The organism is Gloeocapsopsis crepidinum LEGE 06123 (genome assembly GCF_015207655.1).
Classification (GTDB): Bacteria; Cyanobacteriota; Cyanobacteriia; order Cyanobacteriales; family Chroococcidiopsidaceae; genus Gloeocapsopsis; species Gloeocapsopsis crepidinum.
In genome coordinates this window covers 33,498-51,348 of sequence record NZ_JADEWN010000042.1, presented here as the reverse complement: position 1 = coordinate 51,348, position 17,851 = coordinate 33,498, and the positions used below count along the sequence as shown (strand labels likewise).

Genomic DNA, 17,851 nt, shown 5'->3' with positions numbered 1-17,851 from the left:
CTGATTGAGGTGTCACCTTGTGTGTATGCCTTAACTATTTTTTCTCGCAAGTCGAGCGAGTACGGTTTCATTAGACTTCATTTGTGTACTCCTCTTACTGTACCTCATAAACTTGCAATAGGCTGTAACATTAACCATAGCGCGATCGCCTGCATTACTGATTAACAAAAGTGCAATTTTGCTGTTGATAAATTGAAAGTGCGGTTGCTCTGTTCAATCAGAGTCATTCTAAAGAAGTGCGATCGCCTGAGTTAGCATACCAACTCACAACTTAGGTAAAATTGACTCAATATATTACTGTACAATGCTTTGTAATTGAAACATGACTGAACTACTTCGCCGTGCGATCGCACAAATCGAAAAACTCCCAGACGAGCAACAAGATGCGATCGCGCTTAAGCTTCTCAATGAACTCCAAGATGAACAAGCGTGGAGAACTCGCTTTGAGGCAACAACCGATCAACAATGGGATCGACTGGCTGCTACAATCCGCCAAGAGATTGCCAATGGTGAAACTATTCCACTCGATGACGTTTTTCCAAGTTAAATAATGCAATCGAGTGTAACCAAATCATTTCGCAAGCAACTTCGCCAACTTCCTACATCTGTGCAAGAACAAGCAGCAAAAGCTTACAAACTCTGGCGCGAAGATCCTTACCACAACAGCTTACAATTTAAAAGAGTGAGTCAACGTCAACCGATTTATTCAGTTCGCATCAGTAGCAATCACCGCGCACTAGGTTTGATTGAGTCAGAGTGCATTTATTGGTTCTGGATTGGAGTGCATGATGAGTATGATGAGTTGCTCCAACGGTTGTAAGTTCAAATCAATTGATGTGCGATCGCTCTGTTCAATCAGAGTCATTCCCAGAAGTGCGATCGCTTTTAGTGGTGCGCTACGCGCAATCGCTGCTCATTCTCTATCTGCTAACCCTTGATAATGACCTAAATACTCTACAAAATCTAACTTTGAAGCAACCGCATTATATAAGCGGAGATCAGCAGTAATCATATTAGCACTATTGACTTGAGCTAATGCAAGATATAAGGCATCATATACTGTTCGGTCAAAGCACTCAGCCAAACTATAAGCCTCTGCTAAGATGACTTGCGACTCGACAGTTGGGATCTCTAAATCGAGTAAGTCCAAGATCGAACTTGTTGCTTCTTCTTGCGTAATCAAGCCCAAACGCTGCTTTTTCCAAATAATATTACCAACTTCAACAAACATCAAGTTAGGAGCAATCAATTCAACTGTTGAGGATTCCCAGTCTTGACGTAAAGCCCTTGCTTGTGACTGCAACGGTTCTGGAAACAACCATTTAGCTAGAACGCTACTGTCAATCACTAATAGCATCAACGCTGGCGATCTTCTGCAATCATTTCAGCCGAGTCAGGTGTTATCCCTACACGTTTGGCAATTGTCGCGTTTCGTTGATCGATACTTGCTAATACTTCAACTCGCGATCGCTTCTGCTGCAATGACTGCTCTAGAAGTACAATAATTTGCTGATTTACTGAGCGACGTTGGCGATCTGCAATTTCTTTAATTCGCTGATAAAGGTCTTCTGGAACATCTCGTAAACTTAGGTTTGCCATAATTTGAAGAGCTTAACTTACTAGAGTCATAGCACAATGCTAGCAATTTGGTGTATTTTTGTATTAAAATTTATACACTTTAGCAACAATTTCCTGATGAGGAGTATGGCAGAAATGCGATCATCTAGGATCGTGACTTTGAGCAGTCAAACGCACTAGCTAGCTGAACTACTTCGCCATGCAATCGCAGAAATCGAACAACTCCCAGACGAGCAACTGTCTGGCGATCGCGCTTAAGCTTCTGAATAAACTCCAAGATGAACAAGCTTGAGTAACTCGCTTTGAGGCAACAACCGATCAACAATGGATTGAGCGATCGCATAGCAAGATAACTCAACCAACCGCGAGTTTGCCCTTGATAAATGATCGTAGTAACTGCTATTGTTCTTGTCTCTGCTATTTTGCGAGACAGAGATCCAGAGCCAGTAATTCAGTTCATTGTAGATTGCGCTGAGTTTGAGTGGATTATCTCACAGGAAATACTGATTGAGTACAAAGAGGTCTTGAGCAGACGTAAATTTCGATTAACACAAGAAGTAAAAGAGCAATGGTTTAAACTACTTGATACATTTCCAATTTGTGTTGAAGTCGATATATCTATTGATTTTCCTATAGATCCCAATAACGCTAAATTCCTAAACTGTGCAATTGCTTCAAATGCAGATTTCCTGATCGCAGGTGATACAGATTTGGTTCAGGGGCAGAATTTAGTAGAGACAGCTATTGTTACAGTAGCCACGTTTAAAACCTTTTCTATGACGCATAGTAAGCAAAATATGATGAACTGCTCCAACGGTTGTGAGTTCAAGTTTGATAGATACGAGAGGATGTCAATTGCGATCGCACGCAAAACACAAATCTCATGCGATCGCTCATGAAAAATGATTTTACCGCTCTACAAGAAGATAACCACGACTTTCTAAACCAAGTAGAGCATTACTTAGCACATCCAAAGCCTCCTTTTCACTATATGGCTCAAGTGTTGCCAGATTCACAGGGCGTAATTTCTGCCAGTGTTTTACTAGTGAGAGCATCGACCGCGGTGCTTCCCATAAAGGTAATAAACAAGCTGCAACTGTACTATCTACTGATACATGTTTTTCTGGAATAGGTAAATACTGGCTAATTTCAAACGTGTTTAATTGCGAGATGGATTTAAGCAGTTCTTGTTTAATCTCTGGTGTTCTTAGCTGCGGTACTATGTGAATTTGTGCGGTTTCCCAGTTAGATAACTCCCACTCGGCAACTGGAACAAAATCTTGACTTTGTTGCGGATGACCACACCAAAAGTCTAGTAACCGATGAACTGGATGCAACAATTCAAATAAAGTGAGTTGTTCTTCTACAGATGTTTCTGGTAAACTCATTGCAAGAAAAGCTGGTAAATCATCCGGTTCTTTAAATAATTCCATCAAATTCCATTGCCGCCAATTTACCATACTGATAAACTCAAGCTCAGCTTGATAAATAGCTGCAAATGTTTCAGGAATTGTATAGCCTTTATCTCCCTGAAATAAGAGATTCATCAAAATTCGTTCTGGATCAGCTTCTAACGCAGAACTCCATGTATAAGCTTTGAGTTTTACTTGATCTTTCAAAGCCTTCATTGTGTCTCGCACCAAGTCAATCTCTAATTCTTGTGGGTTGTCATCCATCAGCCCCATCATCTTGAAAACTTCTTGGGCGCGGTAGTAGTGGGTACGTTGCAACGAACTATGCAGATTAGCACGGATAATACCATCAGGCTTGAGAACTGACTTCATCGCCTGCAACCCAACAGCTGGTTCACTCAACAAATACAACACATCATCACAATTAATATAGTCAAACTGCAATCCTAAAGTTGCTAATTCTTCAATACCGCATACATAAAACTGTGCATTGTCAAAACCGTGATGTTGCAATCGCTGTTTTGCAAGTTCAATTGAGTTGGTAGAGATATCTACACCCACAATCTTTGCACCAGGGTTGGCTTGAGCTAATATGAGTGACTTATATCCAGAGCCACACCCAGCATCTAAAATTAACTTACCTTCAGTACTTATAACTTTTTGATTTCTCAAATAATACGCATTCACCAAGCTATGGATATACAGCGCGATCGCATCATTCTTCGGAGACTTCTCTAACGGAATGCGCGGATATGGTCCGGTATCAAACTGCTGCCGAATTTTTTCACTCAGTTCTTTAGTCTCTACCTGCATCGTGCGCTTCTCCTGCATGGACTTGTTTAGCATTCACTCACTAATATGCCCACAGGAAACAGGAATCTTTACAATGAATTTTGGGGAATTGGTAATTGGGGTTGCGATTGCCTACGGCACTGCGCTACGCGCAATCGCCTATATTACTGTGATAGTTAACAAAAGTGCAATTTTGCTTTTGATGAATTGAAAGTGCGATCGCTCTCTTCTAATAAGTCAAATGTATTAGCTATCAGTTGCTTGTGTTTTTTCACTTGCTCTTGCAGAGGTGGTACTTTATTTTGCACGACATCCCAGAAAATTGGCGTACTGAGGCGAAAATAAGTGTGAATTAGTATATCTTGTAAACCAGCAATCTTGCGCCACTCGATATGAAGATAGCGATCGCGTATTTCTTGAGGAATATTTTTCGCGGCTTCACCAATGACCTCTAGATTACGCACGACAGCATCAAAAGTTCGATCATCAGCAATAAACTCCTCAAAACCCATTCTGGCGGTAATGTACTACCAGGATTTGTCTTGGATTTGCACGATATTTTTTAACTTTGACTCAATTTCAAATCTGCAACGCTATGACTAGCTCTATATGTAACTTTTTGTTATACTGATTTAAACGTAGTCATTATGAGTTTATATAAGTATCCATGACAAATCCAACAGTAGAGAACTTGGTAATTATTGGTTCAGGTCCGGCTGGGTATACCGCTGCAATTTATGCTGCACGAGCTAACCTCAAACCGATTGTATTTGAAGGCTTTCAAGTTGGAGGTTTGCCTGGTGGACAGCTCATGACAACGACTGAAGTAGAAAATTTTCCAGGCTTTCCCAAAGGAATTACAGGACCTGATCTCATGGATCAGATGAAGGCACAAGCCGAACGCTGGGGAGCTGAATTATATACAGAAGACGTTACCTACGTTGATCTAAGTCAGCGTCCATTCACAGTACGCTCAGAAGAACGCGAGTTTAAAACGCATAGCGTAGTGATTGCGACTGGGGCGACAGCTAAGCGGTTAGGATTACCCTGCGAAGGTGAGTTTTGGAGTCGAGGAATTTCAGCGTGTGCAATCTGCGATGGTGCAACACCTATTTTTCATGGTGCTGAACTTGCGGTAGTTGGTGGTGGAGACTCTGCTGCTGAAGAATCAATTTACCTTACCAAGTATGGTTCGCAAGTACATATGCTGGTAAGAAGTGACAAAATGCGGGCAAGTAAAGCGATGCAAGACCGCGTTTTGAGTAACCCCAAGATTCAAGTGCATTGGAATACCGAACCAATAGATGTGTTTGGGAACGAAAAGCATATGGAAGGCGTAAAAGTCCGCAATACCCAAACTGGTGAAGAAGGCAAAATTCATGCCAAGGGGCTATTTTATGCTATTGGTCACAAACCAAACACATCACTGTTCCAAGGACAAATTGAACTCGATGATGTAGGCTATATTGTCACTAAGCCTGGTTCGCCAGAAACAAGTGTTGAGGGTGTTTTTGCAGCAGGTGACGTGCAAGATCATGAATACCGTCAAGCAATTACAGCGGCTGGTTCAGGTTGTATGGCAGCAATGTTAGCTGAACGGTGGTTGTCTTCTAATGGTTTAATTCAAGAATTCCATCAAGAGGGAGAAAACTTACACTTAGATAATGAGTTAGTTCACGAAGCAGCCAAAGCGGAGCAGAATGGCGAATTTAATTTAAATGCAACACGTCATCAAGGTGGTTATGCTTTACGGAAATTGTTCCACGAGAGCGATCGCCTAATGATGGTTAAGTATGTTGCCCCTGGATGCGGTCCTTGTCACACATTAAAACCAATTCTCAATAAAGTAGTAGACGAGTTCGATGGCAAAATCCACTTTATTGAAATCGACATCGACAAGGAACGTGATATTGCGGAAACTGCTGGAGTCTCTGGAACACCAACCATTCAATTGTTCAAAAATCAAGAACTATTAATGGAAGTTAAAGGTATCAAACAAAAGAGTCAATACCGCCAGTTGATTGAAGCCAATTTGTAATTGTGTTCGTCAGAACCATTGATTTAAGTCCGCGCAGGCGGACTTTGTTTTTGTAGGTGCGAGTTTCCAATCGCCGCATCATTCGAGACGTTGAGGGGCGAATAGAATTCGCGGCGACACAGACGAAACTGCAATTTCAATCACCAAACTCTTGTCAAAAATTAGAACAATTCTGTAAAAATGGTCAGCAGATCCTGCTCATTGTGCAAACATCGATGGCTGTAACCAAACATCCACTTCCGCTGCGTTTAAAATCTTCTAGCAATTCCAATGTCTCGCGACAACTGATGCGCATTGGGTTTATTATGACCCTGATCTTTGTGCTGATTGCTATCTTTGCTCCAGTGTTTCAAGCTTGGGGATGGATTCAAAATCCACTAGAATCGTTGAATAATCCTAGCCATGTACCGCCCTCAGCACAGTATTGGTTTGGGACAAATCGCGAAGGTTATGATGTTTTTTCTCGAACGCTGTATGGAACTCAAGTAGCGCTGCAAGTTGTTGTTCTTGCTACAGTGTTGAGTCTGATTATTGGTGTGCCGTTAGGACTTGTGAGTGGGTATTTGGGTGGTAGCTTGGATCGCACTTTGCTGTTTTTAATGGATACAATCTATACTCTTCCTGGATTGTTGCTATCTATTACACTGGCGTTTGTTGTGGGCAGAGGAATATTAAATGCAGCGATCGCAATTAGCATTTCCTACATACCGCAGTATTATCGTGTTGTGCGCAACCATACTGTCAGTGTCAAAACTGAATTATTTGTCGAAGCTGCTCAAGCTATGGGAGCATCAACTTGGCGAGTGATTTCGCGATATTTATTCTTGAATGTAATTCAAAGTGTTCCGGTATTGTTTACCTTAAATGCTGCTGATGCGATTTTGACACTGGGAAGTTTAGGATTTCTCGGACAAGGTTTACCGCCAAGAGTTCCTGAATGGGGACACGATTTACGTCAAGCTTTACAAGCACTACCTACTGGCATTTGGTGGACAGCATTTTTTCCAGGAATGGCATTAACATTACTTGTTGTCGGATTATCCTTGTTGGGTGAAGGCTTAAGTGAGTTTATTAATCCCCACTGGCGCAAGCAAAGGTGAGTAGTGGTTAGTTTTGAGTTTTGAGTTTTGAATAGATAGAAAAGAGTATTCTTCTCTGCTCCTTATTTGTAGCAACCTTAGAGCAAAATGATACTACAGCTAGGATTAACTGCATTACTGGCATTTTATGTTGCTTGGAATTTAGGAGCAAACGATGTTGCTAACGCTATGGGAACCTCTGTTGGTTCAAAAGCTGTTACCCTCCGCCAAGCTTTGATTATTGCTGGAGTTCTAGAATTTGCTGGTGCTGTACTATTTGGTCATGAAGTATCAGAAACTTTAGCAACTGAAATTGTCAATCCGGCTTTTTTTGTTGCAGAACCGCAAGTTTTGTTAATTGGTATGTTTTCGGTACTACTAGCCGCTGGATTATGGTTGCAAATTGCAACATCGCGAGGCTTTCCGGTATCTTCATCTCATGCAGTTGTTGGTGCGATCGCAGGCTTTAGTTGGGTAGCTGTTGGGATTCAAGCAATTGATTGGTCATTAATTGGTACTATTTCTTTAGCCTGGGTTGTCACTCCACTTATTAGCGGCACAATTGCAGCTTTGTTTTATAGTGTCATCAAGTTCTCAATTCTCGATCGCCAAAATTCTATCCAACAGTTAAATGAGTGGATTCCTTGGTTAAGTACTGCACTTTTGAGTGTTTTTGGTGTTATTGTATTACCAAAAATTAGTCAACCAATTTATACGTATTTTCACGAACAACTGCATTGGAATATTCCCAAACACGATTTACCAATTGGTATTGGTGCGATCGCAGCAATCTCACTGACAATGGTGAGTTGGAAACAACTTAATGGTGTGAAGCAAGATATCATTCAAGTCGAAAAACAGCTAGCTAAATTTCAGCTATTGAGTGCGTGTTTTGTTGCATTTGCACATGGTTCTAACGATGTGGGTAATGCGATCGCACCTTTGGCGGTAATTAACTATATTAGTTTAAATAATACTGTTCCTGTTGATGGAATCACAATTCCCTTGTGGATTTTAGTTTTAGGTGGTGCAGGAATTGTTACAGGATTAGCAGTTTGGGGTAAAAAAGTCATTGCTACGATTGGAGAAGGTATTATTCCACTGCAACCGAGTGCAGGTTTTTGTGCTGAACTTGCTACTGCAACGACAATTTTACTCGCTTCGCGGATTGGAATTCCGGTTTCTACCTCCCATGCACTTGTTGGTGGAGTTGTTGGAATTGGACTTGTACAAGGTAATAAGTCAATTCAATTTAAAACTGTGCAAGGCATCATCATGGCATGGTTAATTACAGTTCCTGCTGGTGCCTTGTTGGGTGCCACGATCTTTGCGATTGCGCGTTATCTTTAGTGCCCAGTATGATGCTTGCGGGCGACACAATCTTTATGCGCCAATACTGTTTTATTACCAATTTGATAGCGTTGAATCCAATCCCAACCCCACCTTACCATCGGTGCATGACAAATTCCACATACGTATTCATCTATCGTATTTAGTTCAGTGCCAATGAGATATTTAGTGGCATCTGGAAAAATACCTGATGCTTTAAGAAATTCACAAATAACTCGATAAGGATCTACGCGACACCACCAACTGGCAACTTGATAAATCTCATATCCTAATTGGTTTAAGAGCACAGTATTGTTTGTTTTTCGTTGATTTCTACTCAAAAATTCGCCTTCTCCTACAATCTCTATCCCTAATAATCGGAGTTGATTGATATTATGAGAAACTACCCATAATTGATCTAGAATATGCGGATTTTTTTGAACTGTACTTGTAAGTGGAATAATAAATTGAGAAGAAATTAATTTAACACACTTATACCAATTTGTGTATGTATGAATAAAATTTTGAGAATAAGATTTACTTAATAAAAAGTCAAAGGCATTACGTTGCATTATTTCGTGGACAGCATAGTACATTTCATACTGTCCATAGCAAAATTTATGCTCTTTCAAGTAATCGTCACTAACGCTATAACCTCGTTCTTTAGCAACTTGAAAAACATAAGATTTATTAATTTGTTGGAAATAATCTTCTTTACTGATAGGAACAATTTTGTAGCCTGAGTTAATATACTCCCAACCTGTTTTAATTGCTTTAAATAGTAGTTCGTGTTCGCTAATATCTTCGTATAACTGATCAACATATTCATAAGATTGCTTAACTTCCTTAGGAAGTTCTAAGGAAATTTGTTGACGCGGTGAACTCAGGATGACTGGAGAACTCCTTAGTGGTAAGTTTGTGAGTTTTTCTAGTTTCTGGATATAGTCATGAATTTTTTCTGCACGTTGAATTTCTAAAATAGGCATGACGGTATTAATTGCAATAGCATAATGTATAAAAATATACGTATATTTACCAAGTCTGTCTATGTGCGATCGCATGGATTCTTTAAAACTTTATTTAAATTCCATGCATAGTAAAGATCTTACGTAGAAACACCGAGTCATTATATATAGAGAATCGGATATATTACTCTTCTTGCCAAGTAGCAATAGGTCGTAAAACTGCTGGAATTTCACCTTGAGATAGGGAAAACTCTATTGTTGTTTCTTGCAAACCAAGATAACCCGACTCTGAAAAAGACAATAGCATACGACACAGAGCTAGCCAAACCTCAGTTTCATATTCCCAGTCGCGATACCGCGAAGCTTGACCAGCAATTGATCGTAGCGCCCAAAAATAACTGTTACGTACTACCGAGCCACCTTTTTTAAAACTTGGCACATCCTCACGGTGAAGGAAAAGAACCATATTTTCAATTCTGGCTCGCATACATTTCCTTAAAAATCAGAGGTGATACCTATACGATATGTCCTTCCAGGATGATAAATCCGGTTTGATTTCTCGTAAGCAACATCAGCCACGTTCTCTACATACAATGTTAGCGCGAGATTACTAAGTAAAGGAACTCGTACGCCAATATCTAAATTAAGCCAAGATGGAGAAAAATCAGTGTTATTCACACCAGAAGTGTTGAAGAACGCCCGACGCGCACCGCTGAAATAACTTGCAAATAAATTGACTTGCCATCCTTCGGATTGATAACCAATTCCTAGCTGTGCGACTGAGTAAGGGACAAAACCGAGTTGTAATCCTTCTTCAATACCGCTGGCAATTCTAGCATCTGTGTAAGTGTAGTTAAGAAATGTTGACCATTGAGGAGCAATTTGCCACCTTAGGGCTGCTTCTAAACCATTAGTATTGACTAAACCAATGTTTGCCCAGCGTCCAAACTGAATTCCGAGGCGATCGCTTAAACTACTGCCAAAATACGTAAATTGCCCTGTCAAATTAGTTGCAAATTGGACATCAATGCCTGCTGTCCATGATGAACCTGTTTCGGGTTCTAAATCTGGATTTGGTAGCCAGTTGTGAACAGTATCATAGACATATAACTGATCTAAGCCAGGGTTACGTTGTACAGAAACCCAGCTACCGCGTAGCGCCACATTTGGACTTGTAGCCCAGCGTAAACCGACACTTGGGTTTAGATAACTTCCGTATTCACTCGTAACATTCTGTCTGAGTCCTAATTCAGCTTGCCAAGTATCATTAATGTTCCAGGTATTTAAGGCAAATAAAGCACCTTCAAACCTTTCACGATATTCGGTTTCGTTCAGAGCTATCCTATCAGGATCAGTACTTAAAACATCACCATTTAAATATCTGTTGCGTAAATCTAATCCCCACCGCAAGTTATTTCTTGGATTAAATTGCCATTCGTGTTCTACTCGTGCTGCAATAGATTGTGAATTGAGAATACCTTGACGATAGAAAATATTTTGTGTGGGACCATAAGTACTAAAGTAATCTTGGTTATAAGAAAGTGTTGTATTTAAAATTGAATCTTCACTGCCATTGAGTAAACTTCGCCATGATAAACCAATATTTACAACATCATGGTCTAAGCGATCGCGTTGTAGAGGAAAACCAAAATAAAGTAAACCGCGACGACTACTAATTATGTATGCATCTAAACTTAGTGTATTATTGGCATCTAAATCTAAAACAGCACTGCCGTAATAATTACTTGTTGCAGTATCTCCATTAAACAGTAATCCTTCCGCATCGCGATTTGCTGCGCCCTCAGGAACCGGATAACGGTTTTCAGCAAAGAAATCTTCGTAACCAAAATTTAGCCTCAGAGAACCAAAAGTTCCGCCATAGTTGGCACGATAATTAGAGCGATCGTATGAACCAAATTCTGCTAAACCATTGAACCGAGGAATTTCTGATCCCTGTTTAGTAATAATGTTGACAACACCACCAAAGGCTTCTGAACCGTACAACGTTGAACTGGTGCCACTTGAAAGTTCTACTCTCTCAATTGCATCAACGGGAATGCTATTAAGATCGATATTACCGTGATAGGTGCTGATGTTGGTATTAATTGGTCTACCGTTGAGAAGAAAGACTGATTGATTAATTGAATTTCCTCGGTAAAATGTCCCTGTGTGAATATCTGCACCAAAGCCAACATCATTAATCGCAAAACCTGGTAAGTTACGTAAGACTTCGGCTAAACTATTAGGTCTTTGCCTTTGAATCTCTTCTTCAGTAATTTCGTAAATGGGAGTTGAGGTAGTAGGAAAAGTGTCTCTTATGCCTTCTACTTCAATTAAAATTTCATCATCTACAATGATTGGTTCGGATGGACTATCAATTGTTGGTCGCTGCTGAGTCAATAATTCTGCCCTTGTATGTGAATGTTTGATTTCACTAAGTTGAGGGATATTAGACCGATATTGTCGTAAAAGTTTGAGTAAAGTTATTTTAGATACAGTATTATTTGAGGTTTGCTGTGTTTCTTCTGCCACAGCAGTCAAGGCAAAAGTTGTCACTAAGTTGAGTAATGTAATCCAAAATAAAGAAATTGGTAATTTCACTTTTGTTATCTCAAACGTCTCACACCAAAGAACATGACAGCGATCGCACTTTTGGAAACATCTTATGCATCGCAGATTGCCTGAATTAAACTAATTGATGTGGTGTTTGTAGTCAAAAGACAGGCTGTCGTACTAAAGCGATGAGCTTTTAGCTGTTAGCCTTTAGCTAATACTTGCAACTTGCCACTCGTTGGTATAGTAATTTGACACAAAGCTTGATTATATGCGATCGCACTTGGATAATTACCAAGTCGGTGATCAGCTAACCCTTGATGTAAGTAAGCTTCTGTACTGTGAGGAGATAAAATTGTTGCTTGGCGACAATCTTGAATTGCCTGATGGTACTGTTCTAACTGTAGGTGGGCTAAACTCGATGACTATAAGCTGGAGCAAAATTATCTTGATACTGAATCACTTGGGATAAGTGATAAATCGCTTCGGTGTATTCACCTCGAACAAGTTCTTCAATTCCTTGCTGGAACAATGGGAAAGTCGCAACTAACTCTAATGACTGTGCTAGTGTAGCTTGCGGTGTCCCAAAAAAGATATTAGTGCAGATTATTAGAATAATGAAGTGAGGTGTAATCCCCGTAATCATACGACACCAACCTTACTAAATGACTTGTGGTTAATAAAAAGCCCCAAAAGGTAGATTTTTAGGGCAAGATATGTATATTTTGGATCGTTATTCAATCAATACAACTTAAGTCCAGCTTTTAGCTGCCTGTTCTAACACATAGGCTGCTACATCTTCAATTTGTCGATCGCTGAGACGTCCTTTAAAAGCAGGCATAGCATTTTTGCCATTTTTCACTTGATTGATAATCGCTTCTGCTGAGTTCATGCTGTACTTATCTAAATCATCTTGCTTCAAAGTTTTCTGGGCAGCGACAACGTTACGCCCACCCATATGACACGCCGCACAATTTGCACTAAAGATTTTTGCACCACTCGCAGCATCTGCGGCTAAAGCTGGGCGCGTCAAAGCGAAAGTGCAGATGACTAAAAGTAAGACAATTGACAATATTTTTTCATGCTTGTGTTTCCTCAATAACCTATGCGCCAGACACTTCATTGTGAAGTGGCAGAAATATTTGCGTCAAAAGACAGCCTGTCAAAGGAAAGTTGATGTAGTTAATAACTGATAATCTAATAAAAGAATGCAAGTGCGAATGAATTCGCTGCTAAATAAAGTCCACGGAGGTGGACTTACTAACCAAAACCTTGTCTTAGTGTACGAAGGTCACTTTGCTTGGGTAGCCTCGACTTTAGTCGAAAGGCACATTTACAATTCACACCAGAGATTTAGTAATAGTTAATCTAAAATCCAGACTAATATGTCTCCATTGCCTGACTACAGTCCAAAACAACTATCACTTGGTCCATTAGAGACAGAGATTTTAAATATTGTTTGGGAAGTTGGTTCTGTCACTGTTAAAGATGTCCACGATCGCATCTTGAGCGATCCCAATCGCGAATTAGCTTATACTTCTGTTACCACAGTACTGAGGCGCTTGACTGATAAAGGTTGGTTAGCGTGCGATAAAAAAGCAAAAGCTTTCTATTGGCGTCCACTCGTTACCAAACAGCAAGCGCAAATGATTAAAGCCCACGATCAGTTGCATCGGTTTTTGGCTGTGGGTAATCCTGAGGTTGTTGCTGCTTTTGCTGATAGTCTCGATCAGACAAGTCTGGAAAAACTACAAGCGATCGCCCAACGGATTCAAGCTGCACGTCAAGCACGGGAGGAGAAGTAATGCACTTACTCATTATCTTAGTAGCGCTAGGAGTTGCTTGGTCGTTAAGATATTTGCCTGTATTGGAAGGAAATTGGCAACAGCGCTTTGAACGTGTCTTATTTTTATTCTTATTTCCTCCTACATTGCTACTCATGACAGCGATCGCTGTACTATGTATGGGACCGCAGGGACAAATGGTAGGATTGAGAGTAGGCTGGCTGAGCTACATGCTAGCGTCATTGTGTCTCGTAATTGCTGCAATTTTATGCATCAAGCTCGGTTGGCAAGGCTGGCAATCGACTAGACGCGCGCGAGAATGTCCTAAAATAGACCTTGAAGGTAAAGATGTTCGGATTCTCGATACAGACGCTTTATTTGCTGCACAAATTGGTTTTTGGCAACCTGAATTAGTTGTCACTCAAGGATTACTGCAAATTTCATCAGCACATTTGCATTCTGTATTAACTCACGAGCAAGCACATTATCATTATCGAGATACGTTTTGGTTTTTCTGGCTTAGTTGGATTCGCGATTGTACAGCTTGGCTACCAAATACTGATGCGTTGTGGCAAGAGTTATTAGTTTTAAGAGAACTGCGTGCAGATCATTGGGCCGCACAACAAGTCGATCCGCTACTACTTGCTGAATCTTTACTTATGGTAGTCGGTCATCACGTCCTAGAATCAGATGTTTTTTGTGCTGCATTAGCTTCTAGTCAAGTTGGCGATCGCTTAGAACAAAGAATTGATGCGCTGCTATCATACTCAGAAGAAATAGCAAAACCAAACTTACAGTCTTGGAGTTGGTTTGTCTGCGCGTTTTTACCATTATTAACCGTGGTGCTGCACTCTTAACTCTTAAGAAGAGCAATTCACAGTGAATAGTTAGTCGTGAAGTGTTGAGTGTTGAGTTTAAGAGAAGAGAGTTGGGAAAGTTCCTCAATTCAAAACGTGCTAACGCACCGCTACGCTAACAAAACTGAGAACTCAAAACTCTACTCTTAACACTTTGTCTAAGTAGCCCCAAAGAGAGTCGGAGGGCATCTGCCTTTATGAATTTATGCACAGAGTTATTGCATATCATTGTCATCAAATTTAGAGAGATTTCTAAAACATTCTTTCTCAAAATGACACGAGCATTCTCAGAAAAAAATAAAGTTGCGGTTTTGCTCTCTGCTACTTGCAGGCGAGTTGCCACGCGCAACCTTAAAATGCACCTAAGTCAGGTATCAACCGCTAATACCTGACATCAATCTAAACTTAATAAAAATAGTTGTCAAGAAGCACAGAAAGACTTTACGGTCGTTGTGCAGCGATCGCTAGTTTTGCTCCAGGAACTCGACGAATTCGATCCATAACAGCGATGACTTGACCATGGTTAACTTGTTCGTCTGCATTGAGTACAACAACAGCTTCTTGATTAGGTGCAATTAAGCCAGAAACTCTTCCTTCTAGTGCAGCTAAATCAACCGGTTGACGATTTAATGCGATCTGACCTTGATTATCTAATGTCACCGTAATTGTAGATGAGCGCTGTACTTGTGTGGTCGTTGCTTTTGGTAAATTGACTGGTAATCCTTGCGATCGCGTCAAAAACAAAGTGGACATAATAAAGAACGTCAAAATTGCAAAGATCACATCGATCATCGGTACGATGTTGATTGTGGCAGGACTTTCTGGTTCATCTGGCAGGCGCATAAGTTATCTCCCTCTGTTCGTAGTTACGGCGATAGAGTAATTCCATTTGTCCGCCATATTCTTGGATCAACGCTGCTTGACGTTGATAAAGTCCGCGAAAAGTATTAGCAAAAAACAGCGTGAAAATGGCAACTACGAGTCCCGCAGCTGTTGACACTAATGCCTCACTGATACCTGAAGTGACACCCGCTGTTTGTGTACCGCCAAGATCGCCCAAATTAAGCGAAGCAAATGAATTAATTAGACCCAAAACTGTTCCTAAAAGCCCTAGAAGTGGAGAGAGACTGATAATTGTGTCAAATACCGTATTAAACCGTTTGAGGTGTGGAATTTCTGCTTGGGCTTCACTTTCGAGGGCAAGACGAAATTCTTCGGGAGTTGGTTGTTCAAGTTCGAGTGCTGCTAAAAAAATCCGCGCCATAGGCAAATCAGCATTTTGCTTCAATTTATCTATAGCACCGACTACATTATCTTTACGGTAAAGATTCAATACATCTCGCACCACTCGACTTTGACGACGATTAATTCTTGCCCAAAAAGCAATCCGCTCGATTATTAGCGCGATCGCTAGTATAGAAAACCCTAGCAGCGGCCACATCACTATGCCGCCCGCTGCAAATAGATTACTTATTCCCATGTATTGTCTCTAAGTTCATCAAGTCAAGCTTGAGTCTTGTTGCTTTTAGCAAAAATGATATAACTTCTCAATAGTAAAATAAACCAAATGAAAAATAGTTTTAACTTTGTTACACAATTGTCATAGCACTATTAATTTTTTTAGTAAAAACTCAGTTTTGTCAAAAGACAAGAAGTCAAACTCAGAACTTTATAATGGATGTGAGGCTTCATTTCATCGCTTCATGCTTGTTTAACTAAGAAAGAATATAAGGAACTATTGCTGTAATTGCTGAACAAATAAGCAGATGTTTGACAATTTTAAACTGCTGTGTTGGTTGACTTGACAGGAGTAGCCTAAAGCATTAATCTAGAAAACTAGTGAGAACTAGTAGCAATAAAATATGAGTGTTTCCAACATTGCTATCGCGCAGCGAGAGAGAGAAATCAAGTCACTTAAGTCTTTTTTGGCATATAGCTTGATTGGGTCATTAGCATTGCATGTTGGAGTATTGAGCTTAACGATTGATAATATTTGGAATCGCACAGCAGAACTAGAAGAAGAGCCAATTGAAGTCGTGTTGGTCGATCCTCCAACTCCAGAACCTGAGCAAAAACCTGAAGTTGAACCACCTAAACCTGAACCAGTAACTCCGCCACCAGTTGCGGCGACAACAATCGCTCCCCCACCGCCACAACCCGCACAGCAGGCACAAACGCCACCAAAACCTGTAGAAAATACTAAACCAGAACCTGCGCCTCAGCCACAAACGCCACCAAAACCTGTAGAAAATACTAAACCAGAACCTGCGCCTCAGCCACAATCATCACCAGCACCACCAGTAGCAGCAACACCACAACCAGTTGCTCCACCATCTCCTATCCCCACTGCCCCAGCGGCTAGCCCAGCACCACAACCAGTGCAACCCAATGAGCAACTCACTGCAGAATTGCGCTCACTAAGCGAAACACGAGCAGCATCAACGGTTCCTGTTCCCAGTGTTACTCAGCAGCCAAGCCCTAGTAATACAGCGCCAACTGCTCCCCCTGCAACGACAAATACAGCAAGATCAACTGCTCCGAGTACTCCTCGCCAGCCAGCAAATACCACAGTAGCTACTGGCTCAACTCCAAGACCTACTGCACCTGCACCTAGCGCTCCGAGTAGTAATACTGATTCTGGTTCGGGTCGTTTAGCTTGTCGCGATTGTAGTAAACCCAAGTATCCTGAACGTGCTAGGCGTCAAGGAGTTGAAGGAAGAACCGAAGTCAAAGTTGACGTTGATGCTAAAGGCAATGTCACCAATGTGCAAGTGGCTCGTTCGAGCGGTAATAGAGAGCTAGATGAAGCTGCCGTACGAGCAGCAAGAGACTGGAAATTTAATTCCACACAAGAAGGTAGACAAGGAGTTTCTGCTAAAGTTGATTTTGCTTTAGAAGGATCGCAGCGATCGCGTCAGTTACGAGAACGCAGACAGCGGCAAGCTTCACAGAAGAAACCAGCAACTCAAAAACCACCAGCCTCGCCAGCACCACAACGCCCTCAACAAGCAGCAACTCAAAAACCACCAGCCTCGCTAGCACCACAACGCCCCCAACAAGCAGCAACTCAAAAACCACCAGCCTCGCCAGCACCACAACGCCCCCAACAAGCAGCAACTCAAAAACCACCAGCCTCGCCAGCACCACAACGCCCCCAACGAGCAGCAACTCAACAACGACGTGTAGAAACTCCACCACGCCGTGCTAATGAGCCAACGCCACAAAGACGACGACGAGTCGAAGCTGCATCACCAGCACCTCAAAATCAATCGAATGTAAGACAGTCCCTACGGCGTCAACGTCAACAGTCTCAACCACAGCAAGCTGCTCCTTCTAGCCCTAGTCAAAATGGTTTACGCGATACACTTCGTCGTAGTAGAGATCAATCATCTGCACCCTAGTGGTGTTGAGTTATGAGTCATAACACTTCTTTTAATTCAAAACGCGCTAAGGCACCGCTACGC

At 41.2% G+C, this 17,851-nt stretch carries 20 protein-coding genes; 9 read left to right on the top strand and 11 right to left on the bottom strand.

Features of this window, described 5'->3' with window-relative positions:
* The first annotated feature begins 322 nt into the window (after window positions 1-322).
* On the top strand, window positions 323-547 hold the full coding sequence (locus tag IQ230_RS16560; RefSeq protein ID WP_193933252.1) for a hypothetical protein: 225 nt from the start codon (window positions 323-325) through the stop codon (window positions 545-547).
* A gap of 3 nt (window positions 548-550) precedes the next feature.
* On the top strand, window positions 551-820 hold the full coding sequence (locus IQ230_RS16555; RefSeq protein WP_193933250.1) for a type II toxin-antitoxin system RelE family toxin: 270 nt from the start codon (window positions 551-553) through the stop codon (window positions 818-820).
* A gap of 93 nt (window positions 821-913) precedes the next feature.
* Here the strand turns inward: IQ230_RS16555 and IQ230_RS16550 are convergent, their stop codons facing one another.
* Window positions 914-1,357 (bottom strand): type II toxin-antitoxin system VapC family toxin, encoded by a 444-nt coding sequence (locus tag IQ230_RS16550; RefSeq protein WP_193933248.1) that lies wholly within the window; start codon window positions 1,355-1,357, stop codon window positions 914-916.
* On the bottom strand, window positions 1,357-1,599 hold the full coding sequence (locus IQ230_RS16545; protein WP_193933245.1) for a ribbon-helix-helix domain-containing protein: 243 nt from the start codon (window positions 1,597-1,599) through the stop codon (window positions 1,357-1,359). The genes IQ230_RS16550 and IQ230_RS16545 overlap by 1 nt, the downstream gene beginning before the upstream one ends.
* 362 nt (window positions 1,600-1,961) lie before the next feature.
* Here IQ230_RS16545 and IQ230_RS16540 point away from each other — a divergent pair, with 362 nt between their 5' ends.
* Window positions 1,962-2,477, top strand: coding sequence for a putative toxin-antitoxin system toxin component, PIN family (locus tag IQ230_RS16540; protein ID WP_193933243.1), 516 nt, complete (start codon window positions 1,962-1,964; stop codon window positions 2,475-2,477).
* 9 nt (window positions 2,478-2,486) lie between these two features.
* Here IQ230_RS16540 and IQ230_RS16535 read toward each other — a convergent pair whose 3' ends face one another.
* Window positions 2,487-3,821: a class I SAM-dependent methyltransferase gene (locus IQ230_RS16535; RefSeq protein WP_228055039.1), complete on the bottom strand. Its 1,335-nt coding sequence runs from the start codon at window positions 3,819-3,821 to the stop codon at window positions 2,487-2,489.
* Between the two features lie 137 nt (window positions 3,822-3,958).
* Entirely contained in the window at window positions 3,959-4,294 is a 336-nt protein-coding gene (locus IQ230_RS16530) for a HepT-like ribonuclease domain-containing protein (RefSeq protein ID WP_193933239.1), read from the bottom strand.
* A 155-nt stretch (window positions 4,295-4,449) separates the two neighbouring features.
* On the opposite strand from IQ230_RS16530, the gene trxB reads away from it, so the two are divergent.
* The 3 genes from trxB to IQ230_RS16515 all read left to right on the top strand — a co-directional run bounded on the left by trxB (window position 4,450) and on the right by IQ230_RS16515 (window position 8,249).
* Window positions 4,450-5,820 (top strand): thioredoxin-disulfide reductase, encoded by a 1,371-nt coding sequence (gene trxB, locus IQ230_RS16525; RefSeq protein ID WP_193933238.1) that lies wholly within the window; start codon window positions 4,450-4,452, stop codon window positions 5,818-5,820.
* Between the two features lie 287 nt (window positions 5,821-6,107).
* Complete coding sequence (locus IQ230_RS16520) at window positions 6,108-6,920, top strand: ABC transporter permease (RefSeq protein WP_407646676.1); 813 nt, start codon at window positions 6,108-6,110, stop codon at window positions 6,918-6,920.
* 87 nt (window positions 6,921-7,007) lie between these two features.
* Entirely contained in the window at window positions 7,008-8,249 is a 1,242-nt protein-coding gene (locus IQ230_RS16515; RefSeq protein WP_193933236.1) for an inorganic phosphate transporter, read from the top strand.
* Here the strand turns inward: IQ230_RS16515 and IQ230_RS16510 are convergent.
* The 5 genes from IQ230_RS16510 to petJ all read right to left on the bottom strand — a co-directional run bounded on the left by IQ230_RS16510 (window position 8,246) and on the right by petJ (window position 12,869).
* Window positions 8,246-9,289, bottom strand: a complete 1,044-nt coding sequence (locus tag IQ230_RS16510; protein WP_228055037.1) for a hypothetical protein — start codon at window positions 9,287-9,289, stop codon at window positions 8,246-8,248. The genes IQ230_RS16515 and IQ230_RS16510 overlap by 4 nt on opposite strands.
* A gap of 88 nt (window positions 9,290-9,377) precedes the next feature.
* Complete coding sequence (locus IQ230_RS16505) at window positions 9,378-9,680, bottom strand: hypothetical protein (RefSeq protein WP_193933234.1); 303 nt, start codon at window positions 9,678-9,680, stop codon at window positions 9,378-9,380.
* An 8-nt stretch (window positions 9,681-9,688) separates the two neighbouring features.
* Window positions 9,689-11,794: a TonB-dependent receptor plug domain-containing protein gene (locus IQ230_RS16500; RefSeq protein ID WP_193933232.1), complete on the bottom strand. Its 2,106-nt coding sequence runs from the start codon at window positions 11,792-11,794 to the stop codon at window positions 9,689-9,691.
* Between the two features lie 364 nt (window positions 11,795-12,158).
* Window positions 12,159-12,392 carry a hypothetical protein gene (locus tag IQ230_RS16495; protein WP_193933230.1) on the bottom strand — a complete coding sequence of 78 codons (234 nt, stop codon included), beginning with the start codon at window positions 12,390-12,392 and terminating at the stop codon, window positions 12,159-12,161.
* A 105-nt stretch (window positions 12,393-12,497) separates the two neighbouring features.
* On the bottom strand, window positions 12,498-12,869 hold the full coding sequence (petJ, locus tag IQ230_RS16490) for a cytochrome c6 PetJ (protein ID WP_193933228.1): 372 nt from the start codon (window positions 12,867-12,869) through the stop codon (window positions 12,498-12,500).
* A 262-nt stretch (window positions 12,870-13,131) separates the two neighbouring features.
* On the opposite strand from petJ, the gene IQ230_RS16485 reads away from it, so the two are divergent.
* A complete protein-coding gene (locus tag IQ230_RS16485) occupies window positions 13,132-13,551 on the top strand; it encodes a BlaI/MecI/CopY family transcriptional regulator (protein WP_193933226.1) in 420 nt (139 codons plus the stop codon).
* Window positions 13,551-14,387: a M56 family metallopeptidase gene (locus tag IQ230_RS16480; protein ID WP_193933224.1), complete on the top strand. Its 837-nt coding sequence runs from the start codon at window positions 13,551-13,553 to the stop codon at window positions 14,385-14,387. Before IQ230_RS16485 ends, IQ230_RS16480 begins: the two co-directional genes overlap by 1 nt.
* Before the next feature lie 441 nt (window positions 14,388-14,828).
* Here the strand turns inward: IQ230_RS16480 and IQ230_RS16475 are convergent, their stop codons facing one another.
* Window positions 14,829-15,230: an ExbD/TolR family protein gene (locus tag IQ230_RS16475; RefSeq protein WP_099701954.1), complete on the bottom strand. Its 402-nt coding sequence runs from the start codon at window positions 15,228-15,230 to the stop codon at window positions 14,829-14,831.
* A complete protein-coding gene (locus IQ230_RS16470; RefSeq protein WP_193933222.1) occupies window positions 15,214-15,867 on the bottom strand; it encodes a MotA/TolQ/ExbB proton channel family protein in 654 nt (217 codons plus the stop codon). Before IQ230_RS16470 ends, IQ230_RS16475 begins: the two co-directional genes overlap by 17 nt.
* A gap of 382 nt (window positions 15,868-16,249) precedes the next feature.
* Here IQ230_RS16470 and IQ230_RS16465 point away from each other — a divergent pair, with 382 nt between their 5' ends.
* Window positions 16,250-17,788 (top strand): energy transducer TonB, encoded by a 1,539-nt coding sequence (locus IQ230_RS16465; protein WP_193933220.1) that lies wholly within the window; start codon window positions 16,250-16,252, stop codon window positions 17,786-17,788.
* Window positions 17,789-17,851 lie beyond the last annotated feature (63 nt).

Excerpts from the sequence above, each read along its gene's own strand:
- IQ230_RS16515 (WP_193933236.1), top strand. The coding sequence starts at position 7,008 with ATGATACTACAGCTAGGATTAACTGCATTACTGGCATTTTATGTTGCT.
- IQ230_RS16520 (WP_407646676.1), top strand. The coding sequence starts at position 6,108 with ATGCGCATTGGGTTTATTATGACCCTGATCTTTGTGCTGATTGCTATC.
- IQ230_RS16475 (WP_099701954.1), bottom strand. The coding sequence starts at position 15,230 with ATGCGCCTGCCAGATGAACCAGAAAGTCCTGCCACAATCAACATCGTA.
- IQ230_RS16505 (WP_193933234.1), bottom strand. The coding sequence starts at position 9,680 with ATGCGAGCCAGAATTGAAAATATGGTTCTTTTCCTTCACCGTGAGGAT.
- trxB (WP_193933238.1), top strand. The coding sequence starts at position 4,450 with ATGACAAATCCAACAGTAGAGAACTTGGTAATTATTGGTTCAGGTCCG.
- IQ230_RS16560 (WP_193933252.1), top strand. The coding sequence starts at position 323 with ATGACTGAACTACTTCGCCGTGCGATCGCACAAATCGAAAAACTCCCA.
- IQ230_RS16470 (WP_193933222.1), bottom strand. The coding sequence starts at position 15,867 with ATGGGAATAAGTAATCTATTTGCAGCGGGCGGCATAGTGATGTGGCCG.
- IQ230_RS16535 (WP_228055039.1), bottom strand. The coding sequence starts at position 3,821 with ATGCAGGAGAAGCGCACGATGCAGGTAGAGACTAAAGAACTGAGTGAA.
- IQ230_RS16465 (WP_193933220.1), top strand. The coding sequence starts at position 16,250 with ATGAGTGTTTCCAACATTGCTATCGCGCAGCGAGAGAGAGAAATCAAG.
- IQ230_RS16550 (WP_193933248.1), bottom strand. The coding sequence starts at position 1,357 with ATGCTATTAGTGATTGACAGTAGCGTTCTAGCTAAATGGTTGTTTCCA.
- petJ (WP_193933228.1), bottom strand. The coding sequence starts at position 12,869 with ATGAAGTGTCTGGCGCATAGGTTATTGAGGAAACACAAGCATGAAAAA.
- IQ230_RS16555 (WP_193933250.1), top strand. The coding sequence starts at position 551 with ATGCAATCGAGTGTAACCAAATCATTTCGCAAGCAACTTCGCCAACTT.
- IQ230_RS16540 (WP_193933243.1), top strand. The coding sequence starts at position 1,962 with ATGATCGTAGTAACTGCTATTGTTCTTGTCTCTGCTATTTTGCGAGAC.
- IQ230_RS16485 (WP_193933226.1), top strand. The coding sequence starts at position 13,132 with ATGTCTCCATTGCCTGACTACAGTCCAAAACAACTATCACTTGGTCCA.
- IQ230_RS16530 (WP_193933239.1), bottom strand. The coding sequence starts at position 4,294 with ATGGGTTTTGAGGAGTTTATTGCTGATGATCGAACTTTTGATGCTGTC.
- IQ230_RS16545 (WP_193933245.1), bottom strand. The coding sequence starts at position 1,599 with ATGGCAAACCTAAGTTTACGAGATGTTCCAGAAGACCTTTATCAGCGA.
- IQ230_RS16480 (WP_193933224.1), top strand. The coding sequence starts at position 13,551 with ATGCACTTACTCATTATCTTAGTAGCGCTAGGAGTTGCTTGGTCGTTA.
- IQ230_RS16510 (WP_228055037.1), bottom strand. The coding sequence starts at position 9,289 with ATGCGATCGCACATAGACAGACTTGGTAAATATACGTATATTTTTATA.
- IQ230_RS16495 (WP_193933230.1), bottom strand. The coding sequence starts at position 12,392 with ATGATTACGGGGATTACACCTCACTTCATTATTCTAATAATCTGCACT.